General features: G+C 38.8%; 25 protein-coding genes and 1 pseudogene. 25 read left to right on the top strand and 1 reads right to left on the bottom strand.

Annotation, left to right across the window (positions count from 1 at the left end; translation table 11 throughout):
• Positions 1-182 precede the first annotated feature (182 nt).
• The 11 genes from GWP43_RS12200 (at position 183) to GWP43_RS12150 (ending at position 8,929) form a co-directional block, all read left to right on the top strand.
• Positions 183-1,613, top strand: coding sequence for an MGH1-like glycoside hydrolase domain-containing protein (locus tag GWP43_RS12200; protein WP_162664383.1), 1,431 nt, complete (start codon positions 183-185; stop codon positions 1,611-1,613).
• A gap of 36 nt (positions 1,614-1,649) precedes the next feature.
• The gene (ppk1, locus tag GWP43_RS12195; protein WP_230977711.1) at positions 1,650-3,695 is read left to right on the top strand and encodes a polyphosphate kinase 1; all 2,046 of its coding nucleotides are present in this window, start codon (positions 1,650-1,652) and stop codon (positions 3,693-3,695) included.
• Between the two features lie 365 nt (positions 3,696-4,060).
• On the top strand, positions 4,061-4,651 hold the full coding sequence (locus GWP43_RS12190; protein WP_162664382.1) for a tetratricopeptide repeat protein: 591 nt from the start codon (positions 4,061-4,063) through the stop codon (positions 4,649-4,651).
• A 187-nt stretch (positions 4,652-4,838) separates the two neighbouring features.
• Entirely contained in the window at positions 4,839-5,582 is a 744-nt protein-coding gene (locus GWP43_RS12185; protein ID WP_162664381.1) for a CPBP family intramembrane glutamic endopeptidase, read from the top strand.
• A 153-nt stretch (positions 5,583-5,735) separates the two neighbouring features.
• The gene (locus tag GWP43_RS12180; protein WP_162664380.1) at positions 5,736-5,873 is read left to right on the top strand and encodes a hypothetical protein; all 138 of its coding nucleotides are present in this window, start codon (positions 5,736-5,738) and stop codon (positions 5,871-5,873) included.
• A 500-nt stretch (positions 5,874-6,373) separates the two neighbouring features.
• Positions 6,374-6,640, top strand: a complete 267-nt coding sequence (locus tag GWP43_RS12175) for a hypothetical protein (RefSeq protein WP_162664379.1) — start codon at positions 6,374-6,376, stop codon at positions 6,638-6,640.
• Positions 6,615-6,803 (top strand): hypothetical protein, encoded by a 189-nt coding sequence (locus tag GWP43_RS12170; RefSeq protein ID WP_162664378.1) that lies wholly within the window; start codon positions 6,615-6,617, stop codon positions 6,801-6,803. The genes GWP43_RS12175 and GWP43_RS12170 overlap by 26 nt, the downstream gene beginning before the upstream one ends.
• A gap of 141 nt (positions 6,804-6,944) precedes the next feature.
• Positions 6,945-7,484 (top strand): hypothetical protein, encoded by a 540-nt coding sequence (locus GWP43_RS12165; RefSeq protein WP_162664377.1) that lies wholly within the window; start codon positions 6,945-6,947, stop codon positions 7,482-7,484.
• Between the two features lie 6 nt (positions 7,485-7,490).
• On the top strand, positions 7,491-7,910 hold the full coding sequence (locus GWP43_RS12160; protein WP_162664376.1) for a hypothetical protein: 420 nt from the start codon (positions 7,491-7,493) through the stop codon (positions 7,908-7,910).
• A 120-nt stretch (positions 7,911-8,030) separates the two neighbouring features.
• Complete coding sequence (locus GWP43_RS12155) at positions 8,031-8,360, top strand: hypothetical protein (RefSeq protein ID WP_162664375.1); 330 nt, start codon at positions 8,031-8,033, stop codon at positions 8,358-8,360.
• Positions 8,361-8,461: 101 nt separating this feature from the next.
• Entirely contained in the window at positions 8,462-8,929 is a 468-nt protein-coding gene (locus GWP43_RS12150; RefSeq protein WP_162664374.1) for a hypothetical protein, read from the top strand.
• Positions 8,930-9,279: 350 nt separating this feature from the next.
• Here the strand turns inward: GWP43_RS12150 and GWP43_RS12145 are convergent, their stop codons facing one another.
• Entirely contained in the window at positions 9,280-9,801 is a 522-nt protein-coding gene (locus GWP43_RS12145; RefSeq protein ID WP_162664373.1) for a LysM peptidoglycan-binding domain-containing protein, read from the bottom strand.
• 474 nt (positions 9,802-10,275) lie between these two features.
• Here GWP43_RS12145 and GWP43_RS15465 point away from each other — a divergent pair, with 474 nt between their 5' ends.
• The 14 genes and pseudogenes from GWP43_RS15465 (at position 10,276) to GWP43_RS12075 (ending at position 24,365) form a co-directional block, all read left to right on the top strand.
• On the top strand, positions 10,276-10,425 hold the full coding sequence (locus GWP43_RS15465; protein WP_162664372.1) for a type II toxin-antitoxin system RelE family toxin: 150 nt from the start codon (positions 10,276-10,278) through the stop codon (positions 10,423-10,425).
• 102 nt (positions 10,426-10,527) lie between these two features.
• Positions 10,528-11,319 carry a hypothetical protein gene (locus tag GWP43_RS12135; RefSeq protein WP_162664371.1) on the top strand — a complete coding sequence of 264 codons (792 nt, stop codon included), beginning with the start codon at positions 10,528-10,530 and terminating at the stop codon, positions 11,317-11,319.
• Positions 11,320-11,527: 208 nt separating this feature from the next.
• A complete protein-coding gene (locus GWP43_RS12130; RefSeq protein WP_162664370.1) occupies positions 11,528-12,313 on the top strand; it encodes a hypothetical protein in 786 nt (261 codons plus the stop codon).
• 67 nt (positions 12,314-12,380) lie between these two features.
• Positions 12,381-13,187: a hypothetical protein gene (locus tag GWP43_RS12125; RefSeq protein WP_162664369.1), complete on the top strand. Its 807-nt coding sequence runs from the start codon at positions 12,381-12,383 to the stop codon at positions 13,185-13,187.
• A 409-nt stretch (positions 13,188-13,596) separates the two neighbouring features.
• The gene (locus tag GWP43_RS12120; RefSeq protein WP_162664368.1) at positions 13,597-14,091 is read left to right on the top strand and encodes an NADH-quinone oxidoreductase subunit NuoE family protein; all 495 of its coding nucleotides are present in this window, start codon (positions 13,597-13,599) and stop codon (positions 14,089-14,091) included.
• A gap of 37 nt (positions 14,092-14,128) precedes the next feature.
• Positions 14,129-14,524 carry a (2Fe-2S) ferredoxin domain-containing protein gene (locus GWP43_RS12115; protein ID WP_162664367.1) on the top strand — a complete coding sequence of 132 codons (396 nt, stop codon included), beginning with the start codon at positions 14,129-14,131 and terminating at the stop codon, positions 14,522-14,524.
• A pseudogene (locus tag GWP43_RS12110) lies at positions 14,521-16,303 on the top strand (NADH-ubiquinone oxidoreductase-F iron-sulfur binding region domain-containing protein). The gene GWP43_RS12115 and the pseudogene GWP43_RS12110 overlap by 4 nt, the downstream one beginning before the upstream one ends.
• A gap of 12 nt (positions 16,304-16,315) precedes the next feature.
• Positions 16,316-18,070, top strand: a complete 1,755-nt coding sequence (locus tag GWP43_RS12105) for an NADH-dependent [FeFe] hydrogenase, group A6 (protein ID WP_162664366.1) — start codon at positions 16,316-16,318, stop codon at positions 18,068-18,070.
• Between the two features lie 137 nt (positions 18,071-18,207).
• Complete coding sequence (locus GWP43_RS12100; protein ID WP_162664365.1) at positions 18,208-19,431, top strand: hypothetical protein; 1,224 nt, start codon at positions 18,208-18,210, stop codon at positions 19,429-19,431.
• 137 nt (positions 19,432-19,568) lie between these two features.
• Entirely contained in the window at positions 19,569-19,766 is a 198-nt protein-coding gene (locus GWP43_RS12095) for a type II toxin-antitoxin system RelB/DinJ family antitoxin (protein ID WP_162664364.1), read from the top strand.
• Positions 19,767-19,810: 44 nt separating this feature from the next.
• Positions 19,811-20,386 (top strand): hypothetical protein, encoded by a 576-nt coding sequence (locus GWP43_RS12090; protein ID WP_162664363.1) that lies wholly within the window; start codon positions 19,811-19,813, stop codon positions 20,384-20,386.
• Between the two features lie 44 nt (positions 20,387-20,430).
• A complete protein-coding gene (gene xseB, locus GWP43_RS12085; protein ID WP_162664362.1) occupies positions 20,431-20,664 on the top strand; it encodes an exodeoxyribonuclease VII small subunit in 234 nt (77 codons plus the stop codon).
• Between the two features lie 2 nt (positions 20,665-20,666).
• Positions 20,667-22,670, top strand: a complete 2,004-nt coding sequence (gene mutL, locus GWP43_RS12080; RefSeq protein WP_162664361.1) for a DNA mismatch repair endonuclease MutL — start codon at positions 20,667-20,669, stop codon at positions 22,668-22,670.
• 144 nt (positions 22,671-22,814) lie between these two features.
• Positions 22,815-24,365, top strand: coding sequence for a helicase HerA-like domain-containing protein (locus GWP43_RS12075; RefSeq protein WP_162664360.1), 1,551 nt, complete (start codon positions 22,815-22,817; stop codon positions 24,363-24,365).
• Positions 24,366-24,372 lie beyond the last annotated feature (7 nt).

The following is a 24,372-nucleotide window of genomic DNA, read 5'->3' as shown; positions in this document are numbered from 1 at the left end:
GTTCCTCCTGCAACACAGAAATGATATCAGCGCATCTCTAAAAAAATCAATAGGTTTTAGAGATTCTTATCAGAATATACAAAAAACAGAAAAAATTATACAACTATGCGTAAAAATATGATATACTATATACGCGAAAGATTCGCTGAATTATTTTATCGGCGGATTGTTGAGGAGCAAAGGTGAACAAACGCGATTTTCCAAAAGTTCATTTTTATGATCAGGATTTTGTTGATATTTATGATAGAACGTGGTCGTTTATTCAGGATTTTTTATTCAATATAAAGACCGAAAAAGGAACAACTGAAAGTTTCTTTCTGTATCCCGATAACAACGGATGGTTTTTAAATCAGTATGAAACCATCTTTTCATCGTTCTTTTTTGTCTATTCAAACCGAAACTATAGTGCGAATCAGGGATTGGATTTTTTCTATGCACATCAGGAAGAATCGGGGGCGATTCGATCTCAGTATAATGTAGAAACCGGTGAGCCGGTGTTTTCGAGCGATAATCCCGAAGGTGTCGGTATGCCGCTTTTTGCATGGGCGGAATATAATATGTTCCACAAGACGGCGAATAAAAAACGGGTGAAGGATGTCATGCCGGTACTAACTCGCTATATGAAGTGGCTGGATACTTCGTTCAAACAACCGAACGGATTGTATACCGTCCCGCTCGCAGCCGTAGAAATGTACAATACACCGCGCAAGAAAGCTGCCTATCTGGTAGACTTTAATGCGGCGGTCGCGGTTAACGCGCTGTATATGTCGGTGCTGGGGGATATCCTTAACGACAAGGAATTGAGTTTTCAGTATAAACGGGTTTATTTTACGCTGAAAACCCGTATCAACGCCCTTATGTGGAATGCCGAAACGGGTTTTTATCACGATATCGATGCGGATGAACAAAAATTGCCGCAAAAGACAATCGCCGGTTTTTGGCCGCTGCTTGCCGAAATCCCCAATGAGGACAAGGCCGAACAGCTTTCCGCACACTTGCTCAATCCCGAAACCTTCGGTTCCGACCATCCTATTCCCAGCTTGTCGCTTGATGACTCTGCGTATAATGAACGCGGTATGGGGGCGTTGGGGAGTGTGTTCCCGCATTTGAACTTTATCGTCATTAAGGGCTTGGAAAAATATGAGCGGTGGGAACTTGCGCGGGAATGTGCTATCCGGCATATCTATTACGTACTTGACGGACTTGCTCCCGACGGCAACAGCAAAAAAGGCGCGTTGTGGGAAGCGTATTTGCCGCAAAAAGAAGGCCCCGCGCAATGGCCTGACCATGAAAATTTCCCGCGCAAGCAATATCTTTTTTCGGCAGCGCTCTCGACCATCACATTGATGATTGAAAATGTGATCGGGCTTTCTATCAGTTTCCCGCGAAAAACCGTCGATTGGATTATTCCGAATCTTGAGGTAATGGGAATCGAAAACTTGAGCCTGAAACGAAACCTCGTTACCATCCTATCGTCAAAAACGCAGCGGGGCTGGGAAATCCACATGGAAAGCGAAAAGCTCTATTACTTTACTATCAATATCCTCGGACAAAAAAAGAAAACGCTGCCGATACCCTCCGGTAAGTGTTCGATGCTCATCGATAAACTGTAAGCGGAGCTGCCTGCAAAGTTTCGCGAGACCTTCACTATGATGGACTATCTTAATAGGGAACTTTCATGGATCGATTTTAACGAGCGGGTATTAGCGGAAGCGTGCTCTTCCTCGGTACCGCTTTTAGAGCGGCTCAAATTCATCGGTATTGTATCTTCAAATTTTGATGAGTTTTTTATGGTGCGGGTTGCCGGCTTGCAAGAATTTTATAAAAGCGGGCATCCACCTGCCGATGCTGACGATTGGCCGGTAGAAACGCTGTTAGAAGCCATCGTGCAAAAAACGCGCGTCTTGTTTGACATTCAAGAAGCGGTATTAAATACCGAAATTCTGCCTCAGCTAAAAGCGCATGGGTTTGCCTATTGCAAACCGGAAGAATGTTCCGAAGCGGAGCGGCGTTTTTTGGAAGATTATTTTTACCGGCACCTCTACCCGATTATTACCCCGCAAGTTTCCGAAAATGAGCAGGCGCTTGCAGACAGTGTTGCCAATGTGCGGCTGCACGTCGGGTTTTTGCTTTCGGGTGATGCAGGCGGACAAGACCGGCTCGCGATTGTGCCGGTGCCATCGGCTCCGCGCTTTGTCTTTTTGCAATCGGACCCTGCAAAAAAGGTTCGGTTCGTACTGATCGACGAGCTGATTCGGTATTTCGGCGGAGCGTTTTTCCCCGGCTGCCGGATTACCGGAACGGGAATCTTTAAGATTAACCGCTCCGCCAGTATGACGGTTGACGATTCCTCCGATGACGGTTTTATCGAGGCATTGGAAGAGGTTCTTATCAGACGCCGATACTCGTTTGTCGTGCGGATGACGAGTACGCATGAATCCCCCGCATTGGTGCGGCGGATGAGCGAGTTGTTTCAACTGGGCGAAAAAGATATTTATTTGAGCGAGGCTCCCATTGGACTTTCCTCTTTTGCAAAAATCACGGAAATAGACGGGTTTAAACGGCTGAGAAATGGAAAATGGAAGCATTTTGCACATCCTGCCTTTTCCTCTGACGGTACGCTGTGGGATAGTATCAAAGCACACGATATTCTACTGCACGTGCCGTATCAGTCATATAAACCGGTTATCAGGCTTTTGTCTGACGCTGCGGAAGACCCTGCCGTAACGTCCATCCGTATGACCTTGTATCGTACCAGTAAAAGCTCGCCCGTTGTGCGCGCGTTGGTGGAGGCTGCAAAGCGGGGAAAACAGGTTACGGTATTTGTGGAATTAAAAGCGCGCTTTGATGAGGAGCGGAATCTCGGTTGGGTAAAACGGCTGCAAAAGCATGGCGTGCGGGTGGTGTATGATCTGCCGCATTTGAAGGTTCACGCAAAACTTTTGCTGATTATGCGGCGCGAGGGGCAGGGTGAGCAGGGGTATCTGCACTTGTCTACCGGCAACTACAACGACACCACCGCACGGCTCTATGCGGATATATCGTTGTTTACCGTCAATCCGCGTATGATTGCCGACGCGCACATTATTTTTTCGCGTCTGTGCGGTAAATATACACAAGAGACACCCCGCTATATCATTACCGCGCCTGACGCACTCAAGCGTACTCTGCTGGGCTATATCGAGCGGGAAATCGACTTTGCACGACAGCATAAGCCCGCCCGCATTATCGCAAAGATGAACAGCCTTTCTCACCCTGAACTGATTGCCGCGATTTACAAGGCGTCTCAGGCAGGTGTCCGGATCGATTTAAACGTGCGGGGTATCTGTATGCTCATTCCCGGGCAGCGGGGTATCAGCGAAAACGTCCGCGTCGTCAGTATTATCGACCGCTATTTGGAGCATAGCCGGATATTCTATTTTGAAAACGGCGGTAATCCTGAATGGTATCTTTCCAGTGCGGATTGGATGCCCCGCAATCTTGAGCGGCGGGTAGAGCTGTTGTTTCCTGTTTTGGATAAGCAGAATCAGAAGCTTCTGGATTATTTTTTTAGCGTGTACTTTGCGGATAACGTAAAGGCCTTTGAAATGCAACCGGACGGCAGCTGGCACCGCAAAACTTTGCCGCAAGGACAGCAGCCGGTTCGGGCTCAAGAAGCCTTGCATCGGTTTTTTGAACAGCAAGCTGGTGATTGAACAGCTTTAGAGAGCTTTTTGGAACGCAGTGAACTGATAGAGATCATTTTAAATTAAAAGAAATCATAGAAATTTTGGGAATCGGGAAACGAGATCGTATGGAAGTATATAAAAATGTAGACGACAGAAAAAATGGATAAAATTTTTCCTAGTTCCTATAGATAGGATGTGATTTTGCTTTAGCTTGTTTAGTGAGGATAGACCTAATCTGCCTGTTGTTGCTGCATTCCAGTGAGTATTCATAGTAGAAAGGTGTAGCTGCTGCGATGGGTGTCAGTTTAGATTGAAAGCGTGAAATTTCCATGATATTATGAGGAAGGGGCTAAAAGGTGTTAGGTTGGCGCCTACGGCGCGGAGGATAAAAAATGAATAGGACGCTCTGTTTAAAAATACTTTACGGTGTAATACTTATATCACTTGCTACCATTGTTTATTGGAGTATATCAAATACTAACAAGGATTATCGCCTTGTTACTTCGCTTTTTATTGGTTTACTTTTGCTTATACCTGGAAGAATAAGTCAATACTTTTATCAAGATTTCTACACCGGTAGAAAGTATATGAATAAAAATGATTTAGATAAAGCATTATATCACTTTTTACAATTTGAGCGTTGTATTGAGGAAAAACCATGGAAAAAAACGATTCTCTGGATGACATGGTCTGTTTATACGATAGATATTTTAGCCATGGTTAAACACAATATTAGTTGTATTTATATAAATAAAAAACAATATGAAGAAGCAGAAAAATATATTAAAGAGGCTTTAAATATTGATAATAAATATCCGCTTCCATATTTAAACCGTTCTATTATTAACATGGCTAATGGTAAAAAAGAAGAATGCATAAATAATATTGAAAAGAGTATAAAACTGGGAATGAATAATAGTAAAGTAGATAAGATTATAAAAAATATGCAGTCTGTGTATGCTAATATTCAATCTATTGAGTAAGTTCTAATTATAATTAAGCTGTTTGGAAACGAGAACAAACCTAACACCCGCTTCAACCTGCCATTGCCTTTACGGCAATGCAGGTTAAGCAGCAGTTAGGTTGACCTACCTAAAGGCAGGCGGGAACAGAACCAATCTATAACATTTATTTTAACGATAACGAAGAAATAAGTTTAGAGGAAGTAAAATGAATAAAAAAGTAGTATTTTTTAATTTGATGAACTTACTAATAACCTTTATTCTTGCTATGATATTCGGAGGTGCTACACAAAATATCAGAGGTAATGAATTACTATTAGGCTCTGTTACAATGGTTGCAGTACAATTATCTCCATTGATAACAACTTTAATTTTTAGAAAAAAATATAATGAAAGAAAATTTTATGCTTATAAATTAAATAGATACTCAGTAATAGCTATTATATTTCCAATAACACTGATTTTACTATCTTCATTTATACTTGATTTAATGGGAATACCGTATGTTAAATCAGAATACACGGGGTATTTATTACTAATTGGTATTATAGCTACTATTGTCGGATCTATTAGTGAGGAAATTGGTTGGAGAGGAACTTTATTACAGATTTTTGAAAATAAATATACTTCGTTTACCAGTTCACTATTTGTTGGAATACTTTGGGGGGCATGGCATTTCTTCAAAATAATGAACGTCGGATTCGTAGGATACCTATTATTTATCCCTACGGTTATTATGCTTAGTATTTTTATCACATATTTTTATAAGAAATCAAAAAACAATATTTTAAATGCAATTTTTTATCATACTTTTTTTAATTTATCAAATATGATTCTTTTATTTAAAAGAGAATCAATACAATTATATTTAACTATATTAGGCGCATCTGCATTGTTACTCATATTATTGTTTATGTATGATAGAGAGTATTTTAAATTAAAAAAAGCATAGAAATCGAGAGGATCGGGAACAGGGATAATATGGGAGTTTCTTATCTTGTAGCAGTTTAGATTGCAGACGAGTCATTTTTATGGTATTATAAGGAAAGGTCGAAAAGGTGTTATGGCGACAAGCCAGTGGCGTGCTTGGTTAGGAAGGGAAAGTATGAAAAATGAATTAAATAAGTTTATCTCGAAAATTTCTACAACAACGTTAAATGTTTCAATGGCAATTCTAATTTTAATGCCACAAGGTTGGGCAATAATTACAGCAATATTATTACTAGAAGTTTCACTTTTTTAATTTTTACTAAAGCGACAGTATAAATTTGGTGAACTTTTTTGGAGATTAGCAATCTCAAATCTCGTAAGTGGAGTTCTAGGATTTGTATTATCATTAAGTTTAAATGGTGGCTGGCTTGGTGCCTTTTGGTTTCCTTGGGTAAGTTCACATGAAATTGAATTTATGAGTCCATATTTTATAATATATTTTTTAATAATTTTTATTATTACTTTAATAATAGAAATTCCAATTAATATATTTTTATTCAGAAAACTTGGAATAAAATGGGGGAAAACTTTACTAACTTCCTTACTAGTAAATGCAATTACAAACATTGGTTGTGCTTTTATAATTTATTTATTCAGTTTCAATATTATAAAATTTTAAAAAGGAATATAATTTCATCCAGTCAAGCTCGATGAAAAAAAGTATGTTTTAGTAAGCAACTCAAGCTTGCTTACTAAAATGAAATTGAACTTTAGGGCAGAACAAGGTAGCGGTAGTACGCGGCTTTACGACGCTTGGAAAAAGTATACATAGAAGAAATCAGATATCAAGGTGTTGGCGGACATTTGTTTGCAATCGCTGCAAAAAAATCAATCGACTTTGGTTTTGATGGAATGATGTATGGATTTACAGCGAATAAAATTTTACTTGATCATTATGTCGAAAAATTTAATGCTGAATTTATCGGTATTCTTCATCCATTTCAATTTGCAATAGATGAAGAAAATGCAAAAAATATAATGGAGGTTTATACCTATGACTGGACTGATGAAAAATTATAAAGAAACTTTAAAAGATACCCCGCAACCTATATTGTTGTCTCAAATGGAAAATAGTATAGATTTGAAAGCATTATTTTCTTATGCAAAAGCAAATAATATGAAAGTTTCTGAATTATCAGAAACTGATAAGAAAAAATTTGTTAGGGCTAGATGCTTGTTATAGTTTAAGTTTAATATAAATTAAATAGAATTTAAATAGTAATAACACCTAATACTGTTTTCAAAGCCGACAAACCGGACAAGCCTTGTTGCAGGTTAAGCGTTAGTTATGTATCCAACGTCAAGCGTTGGGAAAGGATTAAAAATGTTATTAACTTATGGAAATATAAAAAAATCAAAAATTTTAAAATATATTTATTTAGCCGATTACAATGATGATGAATATCGCAAAGCATTTCTTGAATATAATAAGAGTATAGTAAAAGATTTTGAAAAATCTGATTTCATAAAAATATATAAATATTTGCATGATGCAAAAATCCATCTGAAACAAATTAATGGAAACGTTGTAATAAAAGTTAATACTTATTCAGAAGAAAAGAAGTCGATTTATTTTGATATTATTTTTGAAAAAGCTAAGATTTTATCTTGGAACACTGTAAAAGAAAACGGTCATATTTCAAGATTAAATAAAAAATATAAACCTCAAGAGTATGGGTACGAAGAATTTTACGAAGATAATGGAAAAAAATATGTGTCTTTGATTTTATTTGGAAATAAAATTAGAAAAGGTTTGTATTATCCAATGGCAACTCTTAATTATGAAAATATTAGGATTAATAGATCCGGTTGCGCTTTAAAACAATGTTATGGCGACACTACACTAGGATGCGAGGTTTTATGAAAAGATATGAATGGTTTTAAGGCTATTATCGAATTACAAGATATTCTCTTCCCGAAATTTTATACGGCAATAGATTCTGAAAATAATGAATATATATTTTTAAAAACTCAAGATTCAAAGATAGATTCATTAGATAAAGTATCTGATAAAACACAATTAGAGGCATATGAAAATCATATTCATATTTGTGGTAAAGTTAAAAAACGTGTTCAACATACAGCCATAACTTCTGCAAAATTAATTACGAAAAATCTCATTGAAAATTTAAAAACAAGTTTTCCAAATAAAAGTTTCTATGTCTATTTGGACTGTGATTTTAACGATCATATTATATTAAGATTTCATCAATTATGGGAGAATGAAGCACCGTATTATGATGTAAAAGACTTTCCAAATATGGAAGTCTATAAAATTGGAATAAAATAATTAATTGAAGTTTAGGGGTAGGTCGAGGAAGCGGTTATATTTATTTTTGTAAATAAAAAACTTATTCCTGTAAAAATATTAAAAATCGGGTCAAGCTCGATTTTAATTAAAGGATATGAAATGAATAAAAATAAAATTGGAAAACTGATTTTAATTGGAATTAGGTATTACAATAGCAATAATGAATTGTTGGAACAATATCAGACAAGTGGAATCATAGAATCTATTACTGACAAAGAAATTAAAATAAAAAGAGAAAATTACAAAGAATTATTTACAATTCCAAATGATGATAGAGCTATTATAGAAGCAAAGCCCGGTGACTATAGAGAAAGACAAAGTGGCAAAGTAATTAAAAATCCAGATTATATATCACAATGGACAGTTACTGGAAACGGCAGTAAAGAGAATATTGATAATTATAAAGAAAAAGGATTTGAATTAAAGTAATACACATAACAAAGGTTAGTAGCCGACATGCGGAAAAGCCGCGTGCGGTACAACCATTTATTAGGGCGATAGGCTACTGGACTGCTTTTCTAGAAGGAAAAATGAAAAAAACAGTTTCACTATTATTTATATGTATATATCTATTTAATTGCTATGCAATAAATTTTGCAATAAATTCTAAAAGTTATCCACATTGGGCTTTTCAACAGTATAATTTTTGTCATGAAGAAAATACCGATTTTAAAAATCATAACAATATTGTGCTTTTGACTCATACCGTACAAACATGGCCATTTGGTATTTTGTATGATGTTTTCAGTTTTTTAATAGATAAGAATATATCATGGAAAAAAATACTGATTTATAGCTTTTCCTATCAGTCAGAGAATGGAGAAGTTTTTATCATTAAAAATAAAATAATAAACAATCATGGATATATATTCAATGAAATTAAAAAATATTGGTTGGTTAAAGAAATAAAAAATGAAAAAAACTTCATAGGAAAAATTGTATATAGTTTTGATGATGGCGAGCTTATTACAGAATATACTGAAATAATAGTTTGGTAATAAAGGATATAATTTCAGGCTTGGACGAAGAAGCGGTTTTCTGCTGTTTAGGAACAGTACAATATATAGAAGCATACGCTTCAAAAAATATAACAGAATTTTTCTTAAAGAAAAAAGGATTTAAGAAATCTAATTCTGTCTAAGAAATATTTTTGCCATAACACCCACTTCAACGCTGACAACAAGGACAACCGCAAATGCAGGTTAAGCGGTAGTTGAATGAATGCTGCGCGCCCGTTAGATTGACTTGCCTAAAGGCAGGCGGGTGTGGAACCGACCTATAACATTTATTCGTGCGAGGGTTTCATACCCCGACGCTTCTTGAGTCGGGGTATGATGATTTTAGGGTGCTACTGCGGTTTATCCATATATTTTATGCGTTTTTGCAATCGTTTCATCATAGTGAACTTTTTTTCTCTTTTATATATTTTAATACACTGCTCAAATTGAGATTTCGCTTTTTGTCGATATTCAGGATGAGCCATAAATTCTTGAAAATCCGGAATATTCAGCGTCATACCGGGGCGTATCTTATCGGGATGCTTTATTATCCCTTCATTCATCACCATGATAATGGGAAAATAGTAGGCTCTATCAAGACTTCCAAAGTGCTTCAAGGCAATTCGTGAAAGAATATCGCCTTTAACAACGGTGTACTTTTTGACACTTACCGTTTTCGGTTCTGCCTCCGGAACAGGTTCCTTTGGTTTAGGCTGGTCCGGTTCGGAAGCAGGAATAGGCGCCGGTTCTTTCGCAGGCGCCTCCTCTATCCTTTGAGGCTCTTCTTTCGGCGAAGGCGGCGATGTTGGACACGATGTAAACAAAGAAAATATCGCTATTGATAATAGCAAAAAGAAAAATGCTTTTTTCATATGTATAACTCCTTTTCCGTTATTATACATGAGAATAAAAAATTTTATCAATAACAGCATATTTTTTACTATGAAACAAAGCGTTTTAAGCAGCAACTTTGTTATTCGTGCGGGTTTAATACCCCGATGCTTCTTGAGTCGGGCTTGTTGATGCCCTGTAACAAAAGAAGACATTTCCATTGTATCTTAATAGACGATTTTTGCTTGGCTTATCCTTTTTTCTGCCTGGAGTGATACAATAAAAGTGCAGTACCAACCTCGGCTTCAAAACCTCTATAGACAGGATGTGATTTTGCGCAACCGATTGACGTTTTGAATATAACTGAATACATTTGAAGCAGAGGTATAAAATGACGAGGACAATTACTGTTCGTATAGATGACAGTACATATGACATTTTCAAACTAGCCGCTGATGGGCAGAAAAGAACAATCCCAAATTATCTGGAATATGCAACGCGCAATTACACCATGAATGAGACAGTTGTCGATGATATCGAAAGGTAATTACAAAGGCCTATATCGGTTTAGAATAGGGGATTACCGTCTATTCTATAAAATATCAGAAGATACAGTCATTGTATTTATAGTCGACCTTGGAACACGAAAAGGTGCTTATAAATAATATAGCCTAATACCGCTTTCAAAGCCGACAAATGGGACTATGCCCGTTTGCAGTTTAAAACAATGTTGTGGCGACAGGTCGCTGGTCTGCTGTGGAGGAAAAATGAAAAGTTTAAGTAGAATTATATTCTTTTCTATTCTATTATTTTTGTTTATCTCATGTAAAAAGAATGAAAATAAAGATTTTACTGCTGCAGCAATAGATATAGAAAATTCTCAAAGAGAAGAACTGCTAACCGTTGAGGAAGTAAAAGAAAGATTAGATTTAAAAAATCCTGAAGTGAAAGAGTATTTTAAACCATTTTATGAATCTTTAAAAATATTAGATGTGGAAAATCCTACTGTTGAAGATCAGATAAAATTATTTTATGAAACAATAAAAGTATTGGATAAGGAATACTATTTTAATATATTTGATTTTGATTATAAACCAAGCGATGAATTAACAGAAATATTTCATAAAATATTTTTAGAAGATGGAATTTGGCAAAATATCATTTCAAATTTATATACAAAAGCATCACAGCAACCGGACAGATTTCTTAATACAAGTAAAAGCATAAAGATAAAAGATATCTCAGTAGTTTCAATCACTGATAAGGAATGTACTTGTGTCGTAAAAGCAGAAGCTTCGCATTGGTTTTATGCAGACCATGGTATGGCGCTTACAAAAAAGAAATATTTCAAATATTATGATGATATTTGTATAAATGAAGAAGAGCTGGAAAAATTCGGCCAAAAAGCTTTACAGGAATATAAGAAGATTGGAGAAGGAAAATTCGCGGGAAATACTATAAAGACAGAAGAAAATCATATATTCCATTTAATAAAAAAAGAAGGAGTGTATAAAATAAAAGATTTTGTTTTTAATATTACCTCATTTACAGACGGCTAAGATATTATATATAAGAAGAATATTTTAGGGTGGAAGTATATTTATGAAAAAAGAAAAGATAGATATAATGCTTGTCAGGCAAGAATAGAAAGATAAATAATTCAATGCGTCTACCATCCGCTTAACCTGACATTGCCTTTACGAGAATGCAGGTTAAGCGAATGTTATATGGATGCCCGCACTAGGGTACTTAGGAATAATAGAATAAATGAATTTTATCAAAGTTTTTTCCAACGGATTATACAATAGCAAAGAAGCCTATAGTTATTTTTCTGAAGATGAAATTATCAACATACCGTTTGATTTGTATAATTTAATCGATATAGACCAAAAAACTGAAAATGAATTTATTTTTCCAAATATCATAGAATTTCTAACTGATTTATACGTAACTCTGAATATTAAGGATAAACATTTTAAATATATGGATTCAAAATTGGAGGAAATAAATTTTTGGAAAAAATTTTCAGAATATTTATACTCTGATTTTCTATATAAAAAAGAAGGTGCAATTTTAGCACTTGCAAAAAAACGAAGCACAAGTAATTGCAAGTATTTGGAGGACGCTTTTATTAGTGAATATTACAAAAAAAATCCTATATTAACTGCCAGATGTCTAACAGAATTGTTCTATTTAAAAAGTAAAAAAGCAAAGGGATTCAAGAAATTACTTGTTGAAGATTTTGATTTAATAGATTTCATCTCTATACTTCTGCTTGATGATGAAGAACTTACTAATAAAGTATTGGGCTTAAATAAAAAATACTTAAAAAAAATAAGAACTGACAGTATTCAAAATTTTACTATGAATTTTGAAATATTTATAACAAATGTTCAAGGTGCAAACAAAATTAAAGATTTCACAAGAGATGAATATATTAAAAGTATTAATTACTTTGAAAAAATATATGGTTCCTATAAAATAGATGATTTTTATTCTTTTTATAAAAAAGCTTTACAGGAGATGGAAATATCACATAACACAGGACTATAGTCGAGGCGCGTTTTGTCTGCATATGCAGTCCAGCCAGTTGTTAGATGGATAAAAAGAGGGTAAAATATTGGAAAAAGATGCATTAATGCAAAAGGTGAAAGAATATACCTATTATCTTACAGATGAGTATTTGGAAGAAGTATGCAAAGACTTGTTGCAAATTAAAGATGCAAATCTTTTCTTCGAAAAATGTTATGAAAATAATGCTGTTTATACATCGGAGAGTCCTTGTTCATTTATTTGTGATTCAGTAACTCATTCGCATAAATATCGAGAATTAATATTAAAAAAATATGAAAATGATTGTATTTATAAATTTTGTGAAAAAATGCTATTTGATTCTTCATATATCAGACGAAGAGAAGCCTTAATTATAATCTGTGATACCTTAAATATTCATAGAATAAAATGTAAAAAAATACTGGAAGATTATTTTATTTTTGTAATAGAAAATGATCCACTACTTTTATATGATTATATAATGGAATTTACATGGTTGTATGCTTATGAAATTAGAATTAAGAGAAATCTCTATTCAAAAATCTTGAAACTAAATAACGAATATGCTAATCTTATATTATTAGAAACTTTAGATGATTTATCCATACCTCTTTTTAGTAGCAATGGATTATTAAAATATAAAATTTTATCAAAACTGGCAAGAAATCAAAATAGATGTGTAAATTTATTCGCTAAAAAAATGAAAAAAAATATGATTATTAGAAATTATAAGAAAAAAATTGATACAAAAAAATATATTCTAGGAAATGGTAGGTTAGAATTTAGTAATATAATGTTTATGAATAAAACTGAAAATTATAATAAAGATGATTTTATAAATTTTTATTTGAATTATGTAAAGAAAAACTTCTAACACCCGCTTCAACGCTGACATGATCTTGGCAATGTAGGTTGACCATATTCATATGGCAAGAGAAAATGAGGCAATTCCCCTCACTAACAATAGGCCTTTAGTAATAATATGTAAAAAATTATCTATGGAAGTTTGTAACTAAGCATGACATCGAACATCCGCATATATGCCCCCAATTTCTATACGAGTATTTGTATCACGGAGTATTCGTATATTCGTGATTTCTATGTTGCAGAAATTGCTTATCGGCATGGTTATCGAAATGTGGAAATTTTTCCGGTTGACAGATTACATCTTTCGGTGTGATACTATTAAGTAGAGTATAATTCGGTACCCTTAAAAGTTAACTTTTTTAAAGGTTGTCAACATGTTTCCGGCAGAATAAGCCGGTAAGGTTGGAGGCTGATTTATGAACGCACAACCGTCCTTCTCCGATTCTTTAAACTCCTTTATCGCCGATTGGAAAAATAGGCCGGGTAACCTTATTATGATTTTACATAAGGTTCAAGAAGAATTCGGCTATATTTCAAAAGAGGCTGCGCAAGAAGTTTCGATCAGAACCGGTATTCCTCTCGCCAATGTATACGGCACCATGTCTTTTTATCACTTTTTTAAAACGGAAAAACCCGGAAAACACAAAATTTGTATTTGCTTAGGAACAGCGTGTTACCTAAAGGGGAGTCAAGATATTCTCGATGAATCTCGCAGCCTGCTCGGATTAACGGAAGAACAGGTTACCGGCGCCGACGGAGAATTTTCTGTTGAGCCGGTACGATGCATCGGATGTTGCGGATTAGCACCTGTCCTTTCCGTCAATGGTATCGTTCATGGAAAATTGAAACGCGAAGATATGACAAAAATCATTGCAGATTGCCGCACACAAGAGCAAAAAATGCCGGATTAATGAAATATGGGGCTAAAACAAAAAGGAGTATCGGGGTATGCAAAAATTAACACGCGAGATGCTGCATAAACTGAGAGATTCGTTAGTAAACGAAATAAAAATCAGACAGACAGCCGATAAAATTGCTTATGTGATCGTCGGTATGGGGGAGTGCGGTCTTCAAAAGGGGGCAAAAGATGTCTTTACCGCAATCAGTAAGAAAGTAAATGCACTCGGATTACGCGGCTCCGTCGCAGTAATTCAAGCGGATATGGAGAGCTTCTGGGATAGAGCACCCGTCGTTGAAGTCATCATGGAGGGGCCAAAACCGGTAAAATACGGACGGGTTACCCCCGAAACCGCACAAAAAATTATAGAAAGCCATATTATAAACAAAAAGACGGTAACCGAATATATGTTGGATGCTGCGGAAGCTAGGGAGAATCACGTATGAACTATACCCATTATATCTTGGTGTGCGGCGGTTCTGCGTGCGAATCCAGCCATTCCGTTCGGATTTATGAAAACCTGGTAGAAGAAGTAAAAAAAGCAGGCGTTGACGATCAGGTAAGAATCATTAAGACCGGATGTTTCGGTTTTTGTGAAAAGAGGCCCTATCGTAAAGGTGCTTCCGGAAGACGCTTTCTATGTCGAAGTAAAGCCCGAAGACGCCGCGGATATTATCAATGAGCATATTATAAAAGGCATTCAGGTGAACCGCCTCCTTTATGCAAAAGAGAAAAAGAATGCGGAAGATGTGGATGAAATTCCTTTCTATAAAAAGCAGCTGCGTATTGCTTTGCGCAATTGCGGATTAATCGACCCTGAAAATATTGAGGACTATATCGCTCATGACGGTTACTTTGCGCTTGAAAAAGCGCTTTTTGAAATGACGAGAGAAGAAATCGTCGCTGAAATTACCGCTTCCGGTTTACGCGGACGGGGCGGAGCCGGCTTTCCGACAGGATTAAAATGGGATGCCGGCTTTAAAGCAAAAGGCAATGTAAAGTACGTTGTATGCAATGCCGATGAAGGGGATCCCGGCGCCTATATGGATAGATCGACAATCGAAGGAGATCCTCACAGCATTATTGAGGCGATGGCTATTTGCGGCAGGACAATCGGTGCGAATAAGGGTTTCGTTTATATTCGCGCGGAATATCCCCTCGCAATATCCCGGCTGGAGAAGGCAATTAAGCAGGCAAAGGAATACGGCCTTTTGGGTGAACATATCCTTGGTTCTGATTTCAGCTTTGATATAGAAATCAGACTGGGTGCAGGTGCTTTTGTCTGCGGGGAAGAAACAGCGCTGCTCCGCTCAATCGAGGGGAAGCGTGGGATGCCGACGCCTAAACCTCCATTTCCGGCACAGGCGGGACTTTGGGGCAAACCGACCATTATCAATAATGTAGAAACGTTTGCGAATATCCCCATCATTTTGATGAAAGGAGCGGCATGGTTCAAAAGCATCGGTACGGCGGATTCTGCCGGTACCAAGGTGTTTGCGCTCACCGGGAAGGTGGAAAACTCAGGGTTGGTTGAGGTTCCCATGGGAACGACGCTGCGGGAAATTATTTTTGATATAGGCGGTGGTATTAAAAACGGTAAAAAATTTAAGGCGGTGCAAACCGGCGGCCCCTCAGGGGGAATTATTACGCCTGAGGCACTTGATACTCCTATCGACTTTAAAAACCTGCAAGCGCTCGGTTCTATGATGGGCTCAGGCGGTATGATTGTTATGGACGAAGATGACTGCGTAGTAAATGTTGCAAAGTTTTATATGGAATTTTGTGTCGATGAATCCTGCGGAAAATGCGCGCCGTGCCGGATAGGTACTCGTCAAATTTATGCGTTGCTCGATAAGATATCAAAGGGAAAAGGTGAAATGAGCGACCTGAATAAACTCGAAGAAATCGGCTTTGCCATGAAAAAAGCTTCTTTATGTGCACTTGGTCAATCTGCTCCCAATCCTACGCTTTCAACGGTAAAGAAATTTCGCGACGAGTATATCGCCCATATTGTCAATAAAAAATGCCTTACCGGTAAGTGCAAAGACTTGGTTAGTTTCTATATTACTGAAAAATGTATCGGCTGTGGCGCTTGCGCACGCAAATGCCCTGCAAACTGCATTTCAGGCGAGCGGAGAAACCGCCATTCAATCGATCAGGTAAAGTGCTTAAAATGCGGAGAATGCTTCCGTAGCTGCCGGTTTGATGCAATCGAGAAAAAATAAGGGGGAATCTGCATGTTGGACATAAAGATAAACGGAAAACGAGTGCAAGTGCCCGAAGGCGCAACGATAATGGAGGCTGCCCGTGCGGCAAATGTAAAGATTCCTTCGCTTTGCTATAACAAAGACTTACCGGCATGGGGTTCGTGCGGACTTTGTATTGTCCATCTTGAGAACAGCGCCAGAATGATGCGAGCTTGCTGCACAAAGGCTGCCAACGGTATGAACATTATTACCCATGACCCCGAAATTGTACAGGCGCGGCGTTCCGTATTGGAATTGATTTTATCTAATCATCCTAAGGATTGTCTTACGTGCAGCCGGAATAATAAATGCGAACTTCAAAGTTTAGCTGCCGAATTCGGATTGCGGGAGATGCACTTTGAACACTACATCAATGAAAAACCGAAAGATGATTCTAACGGCGCTATTGTATTTGATCGAAATAAGTGTATTTCGTGCGGACGCTGTGTCGAAGTCTGTCAGCACATGCAGGCGGTACATGCGATAGAATATCAAGGACGGGGAGGAAAGACGATTATCGCTCCGGCAGCAATGGCTCTATTGAGGGATTCTCCATGCGTACATTGCGGCCAATGCGCAGCTCATTGTCCGGTCGGCGCGATTTACGAGACTCCGCCAAAAATGGATATGTGGGCAAAGCTCTCCGATCCCGATACGATCAGTGTCGTTCAAATAGCTCCTTCGGTGCGGGTCGCATTGGGAGAGGAATTCGGCTTAAAACCGGGGGATCTCACCACCGGAAAAATATATACGGCGTTACGCCGCATCGGGTTTGAGTATGTATTTGACAGTAATTTTTCCGCTGATTTAACGATTGCCGAGGAGGCACAGGAGTTCGTGACGAATTTTACCGATAGAACTTACACATTCCCGCAGTTCACATCTTGTTGCCCTGCATGGGTTGAATTCGCCGAAAAATATCATCATGATTTGATACCGCATCTTTCTTCTACTAAAAGTCCGATGCAGATTATGGGGGCGATGATAAAGACCTATTGGGCTGAAAAGATGAGCATCGATCCTAAAAAGATATTTTCGGTAGCGGTTATGCCGTGTACGGCAAAAAAATACGAATGCGAACGCAATGGTACCATGTCCGCTTCCGGTTACCAGGATGTAGATGCGGTTATTACAACGCGGGAATTTGCAAACTATATCCGTCAGGCCGGGATTGAATTTAATGCATTGGAAGAGCAGAAGGCAGATTCTCCGCTTGGCCCGTATTCCGGAGCAGGAACGATATTCGGTGCAACAGGCGGCGTTATGGAAGCGGCTTTGCGCACCGCCTATTTTTATATAACGGGAAAAGAACTCACCGCGCTTGATTTTTATCAAGTAAGAGGTCTTACCGGTATTAAAGAAGCTAAAATAGATATTGAAGGGACTGAAGTTCGCGTTGCCGTTGTCAATCAGCTCGGGAATTTACCTGAATTTTTGGAGAAGATAAGACAGTCAATTAAAGCAGGCGAAGACCCGCTCTATCATTTTGTCGAAGTGATGGCATGCCGCGGCGGTTGTGTCGGTGGCGGCGGGCAGCCCTACGGTTGTACCGACGAGGTGCGGAAGCTAAGGGCTGCAGGTCTTTACACCGATGATGAAAGAGCTGTGATACGAACATCGCATAATAATCCATACATCAAGCAAGTCTATAGCGAATACTTGGGAAAGCCGAATTCTGAAAAGGCGCACCGTTTGCTGCATACGCATTACCAAAGCAGGGAACCGTATCATTTTAACGGGCCGTAGGGACGAAATATATTAAACGGGTTGAACCTGTTATCTGTACGGAGAGTTATCCGCACAGAGGGTTATCTTATATGCTATGTCGTAACAGATGGTATTAAAGCCAATAGTTTAGAATCGATGAAGGACTTAAGAAATAAATGATAAAACTTACTTTTTCTAAAAAAATGAAAGTTGTGGCTGTGGCAAGCGGTATTTTTTTATCAGCAGCTTTTTTATTTGGATTTTTAATTTTTCTGCTTACCGAAGTACATCCCGCTGTGACTTGGGGGCTGATGCTCCCGCTGTTTATATTATCTGGTACGCTTTCTGTTTTTAGTGTTTTGGAAGCATTCTTTGCATACTGTTCTTTTGATGATGAAAATGGGATCGAATTTTATTCGGGTTTTGCAAAAGTGAAGAAGATTCCTGTTTCTTCGCTTCAATCATTCCTTATAACTCAAAAAGGAATTTCAATTTCATACAAAACTTTAATCGGCGGTATAGAAAAAATAAAATCATTTACAGCCTCTATATATTTTCAGAATTTACAGTTACTATATGAATGGCTTGATTCTCATGCGCATAATTTATATGTCGAGCAGGTTGCGCAATCTATTAAAGAATTTACGGAATTCCATGATGAACTTTCAGATGATGAAAAAAATAAGCTTCTTCAAAAAACGTATATGATTGCACGGATTTTAAAATGGGGCGGCGTGCTTATTTCTATTCTTTTTATTGCTTGTATTTTTTTAGGTAGAAGTTTCATGCATATTGGTTTTATTGTGTGCGCAGCGTATCCGATTCTTTTGTTCCTGATTATACGTCTCTCAAATGGAGGAATTCGCTTTAATGCAAACAATACAGATTTATATCCAAGCCTTCTTACTCCTTTTTGGTTTTGTTCTGTGACGCTTTGTATTTTAGCTGTTATTTATATAAACCAAATATATAGTTTTTCAAAACAAGTTTCCGTTTCGGTATTTGTAATGCTTGTTATGTTCTTTTTATATTATATTTGCATAAGTGAATCAGAAAAGAAAATAGAAGAAAAGCGTTCTACCAGAATGCTTACAGTTGCCAGTGTTTTATTTCTTATGTTTTTATATGGATTTGGTTTTTCGGTTTCTGCAAACATCATACTTGATAAATCAAAGCCTACGGTTTTCGAAGTTACTGTCATAAATCAACGCATATTGAAAGGAAAACGGACGAATTATTATCTTGAAGTTTCACCATGGATTGACGGAAAAACAAAACAAAAAGAAATTTCGGTTGGAAGCACATTGTATTCTGAAGTAGAGCTTGGCAATATGGTTAAAATAAAATTGTACAAGGGTTTCCTCGGTGTTCCATGGTTCAAGGTGGTGAATATAAAATAAGAAAGGATTTGGACTGTTTGTTTTTATAGATATAAATAAGAAAAGTAAAATAATATAAAGCATAATTACTTGTAGCAGTTTTGATAGTGTTGATATTTAGAGATTTATACAGTATATTGTAGTAATAGGTATTAAAAATGACTACAATATCAGCAAAGATTATAAATGATGATAAAATAAGTTTTGAGCGGATATGTGATTCTATGGGAATCAATATTTCTTCGGCTATAAATTCTTTTGTAAAAGCTACAATTCGAGAAAATGGGCTACCCTTTGCTCTGAAAGCATCCGAAGATTCGTATATTTATTCGGAGAAAATGTGTAATGCGGATTAATCGAATGTTAGACGGCGCTCTTACGATACAAAGGAAGAAAATATATGAAGAAATTGTTATCAACAATTATTTTTGTGATTTTTAGTATCCCTGTTTTTCCATTATATATTTTCGAGGAATTCTATTCTCTTGTTAGTCAAGCTGATTTAATAATAGTGGGAGAAATTATCTCTAGCAAAATTATAGGAAATAAAACGCAATATACTATAAATATTAAAGAAACAATAAAAGGTTACGCTGCAGAAAATTCAATAGTAACATATCAAAAGAATGGAATTAAAACGGGGTGCGAATATATTTTCTTACTAAAAAAGCAAGAGGATATTTATGTAGATTATTTTGAGGGGATGACTAAATTTGAGATTGAGTATATTGAATATAAGGATGGGTTTAATTACTGTATTAGTCTCCCAAAAGATATTATTGGTGTAAATGACTTTACCATTCAAGGTAAACAGGATTTATCGGACAGTGGAAAGAGATGGAATGCTTTTTACTATCCAGTAGAGTATGTAATAAAATATATACGAGGTGAAAACACTTCGTGCTCAAGCACTACTGTTATTGACACTAACTATATATGCCATCATCATCGCCATTTATTCGCGCGGGGGTGTTAAAAAGCAGTCCAATACGGTTGTCCCGAATAGAGAAGGAGAAGACGTTGAAAAAATTTGAAGAACGGTTAACTCGTCTTGAAGAAATCAGCGAAAAAATCAAGAGTGCCGATCTTCCGTTGGAAGAAGCTCTTGCGGCTTTTGAAGAAGGAATCAAGCTTGCTAAAACCTTGGAAAAAGACATTGATAAAATAGAAAGTAAGGTGCAGATATTGATGAATCAGCCGGTGCAATCGCAGGATAAACCTGAGCTGGAGCTCTTTTCAGCTGATGACATATAGCGATGGATACCTCGTCTCAATCACCTGAAATATCTCAAGTTTCTTTTCATACTGATACGGCTGTCGATTCCGCCGCCGTATACAAGCCGGTAAAAGCGCTTGATGCGGAAACAGCACGGAAAATTGCAGCAGGGGAGGTCATCGACCGACCCGCCGCTGTTATCCGCGAGCTTTTAGACAATGCAATCGACGCAGGCGCTTCAAAGGTGCAAGTGGAAATTTCAGGTGGCGGTATCGACCGCATTCGGGTTACGGATAACGGCTGCGGAATGAGCCGCGAAGACCTCGCAATCTGCACGGATACCCATACGACGAGCAAGATATCCACCGCGGAAGATTTGCTCTCCCTGCACAGCCTCGGTTTCCGCGGCGAAGCGCTTTCTTCTATTAAGGCGGTCAGTGATCTTGAAATTACCTCAACGAGGAGCGGACCCGCCGCATGGAAACTGCAGCTAGGGAAGATACTTCCGGCGCGTCTAAATGCCGGCACGGTAGTGCAGGTAGAAAACCTTTTTGAAAACTTCCCTGCCCGCAAGCAGTTTTTAAAGCGGGCGGCTGCCGAGACTGCGTTGTGTAGAACAATCTTTCTCGACAAAGCTCTGCCGCATTACCGTACCGAAATGCGCTTTATCACGGATGGCGAGCTTCGCTTTCTGCTTCCTCCTGCACAGTCGCTGCGGGAACGCTGCCTCGCTGCATTTTCGTTTAAAGAACCCGAAGCGCTCTTTTTTGAAATTGAAGGAAGCGGTGAGCATTTTTCGTTCCGTATTGTGCTCGGCAGCCCGGATGTTGTCCGAAGCGATAAACGCGCTATCATGGTATTTGTCAACGGTAGAAGAATTACCGAGTTCGGGCTTATACAGGCAATCGAGTACGGCAGCGAAGGCTATTTCCCCAACGGCGGACACCCCGTTGCGTTTTTATTTTTAACGGTAGAGCCTTCCCGTGTGGACTTTAACATTCACCCCGCAAAAAAAGAAGCGCGCTTTCAAGATTACGGCGCCATCCACCACGCCGTTAGCAGTGCCGTCGGCTCCTTTTACCGGCAGCATACCGTTGCAAGTCTCTTAAAAGAAAAGTATGACCCCAGCCTTACCCGCCCGTTGGATTTTCAGCACGGTTCCCCGGCAGGAGCATACCCACAGCCGCCGCACTCCGACACGACAGCCGGCCTGTATGGATACGGTAAAAGCGCTAACCCAGCCGCCGGTACAGCAGCCGATGACTATGACCGATATGGAAGGGAGTACGGAAACGATACCGGTGTACTACCTGACGGATACAACCACGAGGTATCCGGCACTCAAGCGGAGTACGGTTCTGCACAAAGCGGATACGGTAGCGCATTCCGCCAAATAGCGGCGACAGCAGCGGTTCCTTATTCAGTAGGGGAACACATTATTCCGCCGCCTGCGGCTTCGGGTACGGCAGCGTGTCTACAGCCGCCGCCGGATCTTCCTCCGGCTGATTTTAAGCTGCTCGGACAGGTCGCCGGTACCTTTATCGCAGTAGAAAAAAACGAGGCGCTGTATTTAATTGACCAACATGCCGCCCACGAGCGGATTATCTTTGAGCAGCTGCGGCATAATATCGGCGGCGTACAGGAGCTGTTAATCCCCTACCGCATTATCACTTCATCGGAAGAAGACGATGCGTTTATCAAAAAACATCAGGAGCTGCTGTGTAAAGCGGGCTTTTCCCTCTCCGATGAAGGTGCAGGCGTATGGCAGGTAACCGCCGTACCGGCACGGTGGACAGGCACGGAACGCGATCTTATCCGCGACATCACGGGCGTCCGTAAAAATGCCGATGATATCCTCTATCAGATTTTAGCCTCAGCCGCCTGCCGCGCTGCCTGCAAGGATCACGCCATCCTCGACCCCGTAACCCAACAGCGCATTGCGGCGCAAGCCTTTGAACTTCCCGAACCCATCTGTCCGCACGGTCGCCCAATCTGGATTGTGCTTACCCGCGAAGAACTCTTTAAACGGGTTAAGCGAACGTAGAGTAGAGATCCTCGCCGGCATTGACCTTTCTTGTGTTTTTCGCTAAAAAATTTTACAGGCTGATTAAATTTCAGGAAAATATCTCAACGAAGATTGTTAGGGACTCCCAATCCTTTTTTCATACTATTACTTTAAGGAAGCATTATGAGCGAAGCAATTTTTTTAGGCCGCGGTGAAACTACGGTTGAACTTTTACCGATGAGGGCGAATAGACACGGACTTATTACAGGGGCTACCGGTACCGGAAAGACCGTTACGCTCAAAGTAATTGCTGAAGCATTCAGCGATTTAGGTGTATCGGTGTTTTTACCGGATGTGAAAGGCGACCTGTGCGGTTTTGCCGAAAAAGGCGAATCGAGCGTTAAACTGCAAGAACGGCTCAGTCTCTTACATATTTCAAACTTTGAATTCAAAAGTTATCCCGTGCGGATGTGGAGTATCTTGCAAGAAACGGGGCATCCCGTACGCACTACGATTTCCGAAATGGGGCCGCTGTTGCTTTCGCGCCTTTTAGACCTTAACGAAGTGCAAACCGGCGTATTGAATATCGCGTTCCGTGTCGCGGATGAGGACGGGCTATTGCTGTTGGATTTAAAGGATCTTAAAGCGATGCTCCATTATATCAGTGAAAATAAGCAGGATTTAAAATTAAAATACGGTAATATCTCCGACACATCGATAGGAGCAATTCAGCGGAATCTTTTAACGCTCGAAAATGAAGGAGCGGATAATTTTTTCGGAGAACCGGCTTTAGATATCAATGATTTTTTTAAGCAAACATCGGACGGGCGAGGCTATATCAATATATTAAATGCCGTCAAACTGTACCAAAAGCCCATGCTGTATTCAACCTTTTTACTATGGTTCTTATCCGAGCTTTACGAAAATCTTCCGGAAATCGGTGATGCTGAAAAACCGAAAATTGTTTTTTTCTTTGATGAAGCTCACTTGTTGTTTGATAACGGCTCAAAGATTTTACTTCAAAAGATTGAACAAATCATGCGTTTAATCCGATCGAAGGGCGTTGCGGTCTTTTTTGTTACTCAAAATTCCGTCGATATTCCCGAAGCGATCCTCGGTCAGCTGGGAAATAAGATTCAGCATGCGTTGAGGGCGTTTACTCCTAAGGACGCAAAAGCCATACGCCTTGCAGCCGAGACCTTCCGCGTCAATCCTGCATTCGACACCGCTCAAGTTATTACGCAGCTTAAAACCGGCGAAGCGCTTGTTTCCGTTTTACAGCAGGACGGCAGCCCTTCCATAACGCAGCGGACAATGATTGTTCCTCCTCACAGTAAAATGGGCGTAATCGACAGTGTTAAAATCACAGCACTGGTAGAAGAGTCTCCTCTTTTATATAAATACAAGGATCCGGTAGACCGTGAATCCGCCTACGAGATTCTTACCAAACAGTTTAGCGAACAAGCTGAAGCTGCAACGCGCCAAGCCGAAGAAAAACAGCTTGCAAAAGAAAACGCGGCAAAGGCAAAAGAAGAAGCTGCGCTTATACGAGCCGAAAACGCCAAAGCAAGGGCGGAAGCGGCAAAGTTAAGGCTGGAAGAGGCTGCAAAACGGAAAAATCAAAGTACCACTGATAGATTGGGAAGAATTTTGGTTGACAGTATCACCCGTTCGGTTGGACGGGAAATTACCCGCGGTGTTTTCGGCTCCATTAAAAAAATGCTCCGCGGTTGAGCAGTTA

This window comes from Treponema vincentii (genome assembly GCF_010365865.1).
GTDB lineage: Bacteria > Spirochaetota > Spirochaetia > Treponematales > Treponemataceae > Treponema.
This window is presented reverse-complemented; position numbering and strand designations above follow the sequence as displayed.

Bases quoted from the DNA above. Each gene is read 5' to 3' on its own strand.
- GWP43_RS12135 (WP_162664371.1), top strand. From the start codon at position 10,528: ATGAAAAGTTTAAGTAGAATTATATTCTTTTCTATTCTATTATTTTTG.
- GWP43_RS12155 (WP_162664375.1), top strand. From the start codon at position 8,031: ATGAATAAAAATAAAATTGGAAAACTGATTTTAATTGGAATTAGGTAT.
- GWP43_RS12090 (WP_162664363.1), top strand. From the start codon at position 19,811: ATGAAGAAATTGTTATCAACAATTATTTTTGTGATTTTTAGTATCCCT.
- GWP43_RS12145 (WP_162664373.1), bottom strand. From the start codon at position 9,801: ATGAAAAAAGCATTTTTCTTTTTGCTATTATCAATAGCGATATTTTCT.
- GWP43_RS12095 (WP_162664364.1), top strand. From the start codon at position 19,569: ATGACTACAATATCAGCAAAGATTATAAATGATGATAAAATAAGTTTT.
- ppk1 (WP_230977711.1), top strand. From the start codon at position 1,650: ATGATGGACTATCTTAATAGGGAACTTTCATGGATCGATTTTAACGAG.
- GWP43_RS12130 (WP_162664370.1), top strand. From the start codon at position 11,528: ATGAATTTTATCAAAGTTTTTTCCAACGGATTATACAATAGCAAAGAA.
- GWP43_RS12185 (WP_162664381.1), top strand. From the start codon at position 4,839: ATGAATAAAAAAGTAGTATTTTTTAATTTGATGAACTTACTAATAACC.
- mutL (WP_162664361.1), top strand. From the start codon at position 20,667: ATGGATACCTCGTCTCAATCACCTGAAATATCTCAAGTTTCTTTTCAT.
- GWP43_RS12180 (WP_162664380.1), top strand. From the start codon at position 5,736: ATGAAAAATGAATTAAATAAGTTTATCTCGAAAATTTCTACAACAACG.
- GWP43_RS12160 (WP_162664376.1), top strand. From the start codon at position 7,491: ATGAATGGTTTTAAGGCTATTATCGAATTACAAGATATTCTCTTCCCG.
- GWP43_RS12120 (WP_162664368.1), top strand. From the start codon at position 13,597: ATGAACGCACAACCGTCCTTCTCCGATTCTTTAAACTCCTTTATCGCC.
- GWP43_RS12075 (WP_162664360.1), top strand. From the start codon at position 22,815: ATGAGCGAAGCAATTTTTTTAGGCCGCGGTGAAACTACGGTTGAACTT.
- GWP43_RS15465 (WP_162664372.1), top strand. From the start codon at position 10,276: ATGAGACAGTTGTCGATGATATCGAAAGGTAATTACAAAGGCCTATAT.
- GWP43_RS12165 (WP_162664377.1), top strand. From the start codon at position 6,945: ATGTTATTAACTTATGGAAATATAAAAAAATCAAAAATTTTAAAATAT.
- GWP43_RS12105 (WP_162664366.1), top strand. From the start codon at position 16,316: ATGTTGGACATAAAGATAAACGGAAAACGAGTGCAAGTGCCCGAAGGC.
- GWP43_RS12170 (WP_162664378.1), top strand. From the start codon at position 6,615: ATGACTGGACTGATGAAAAATTATAAAGAAACTTTAAAAGATACCCCG.
- GWP43_RS12100 (WP_162664365.1), top strand. From the start codon at position 18,208: ATGATAAAACTTACTTTTTCTAAAAAAATGAAAGTTGTGGCTGTGGCA.
- GWP43_RS12190 (WP_162664382.1), top strand. From the start codon at position 4,061: ATGAATAGGACGCTCTGTTTAAAAATACTTTACGGTGTAATACTTATA.
- GWP43_RS12115 (WP_162664367.1), top strand. From the start codon at position 14,129: ATGCAAAAATTAACACGCGAGATGCTGCATAAACTGAGAGATTCGTTA.
- GWP43_RS12150 (WP_162664374.1), top strand. From the start codon at position 8,462: ATGAAAAAAACAGTTTCACTATTATTTATATGTATATATCTATTTAAT.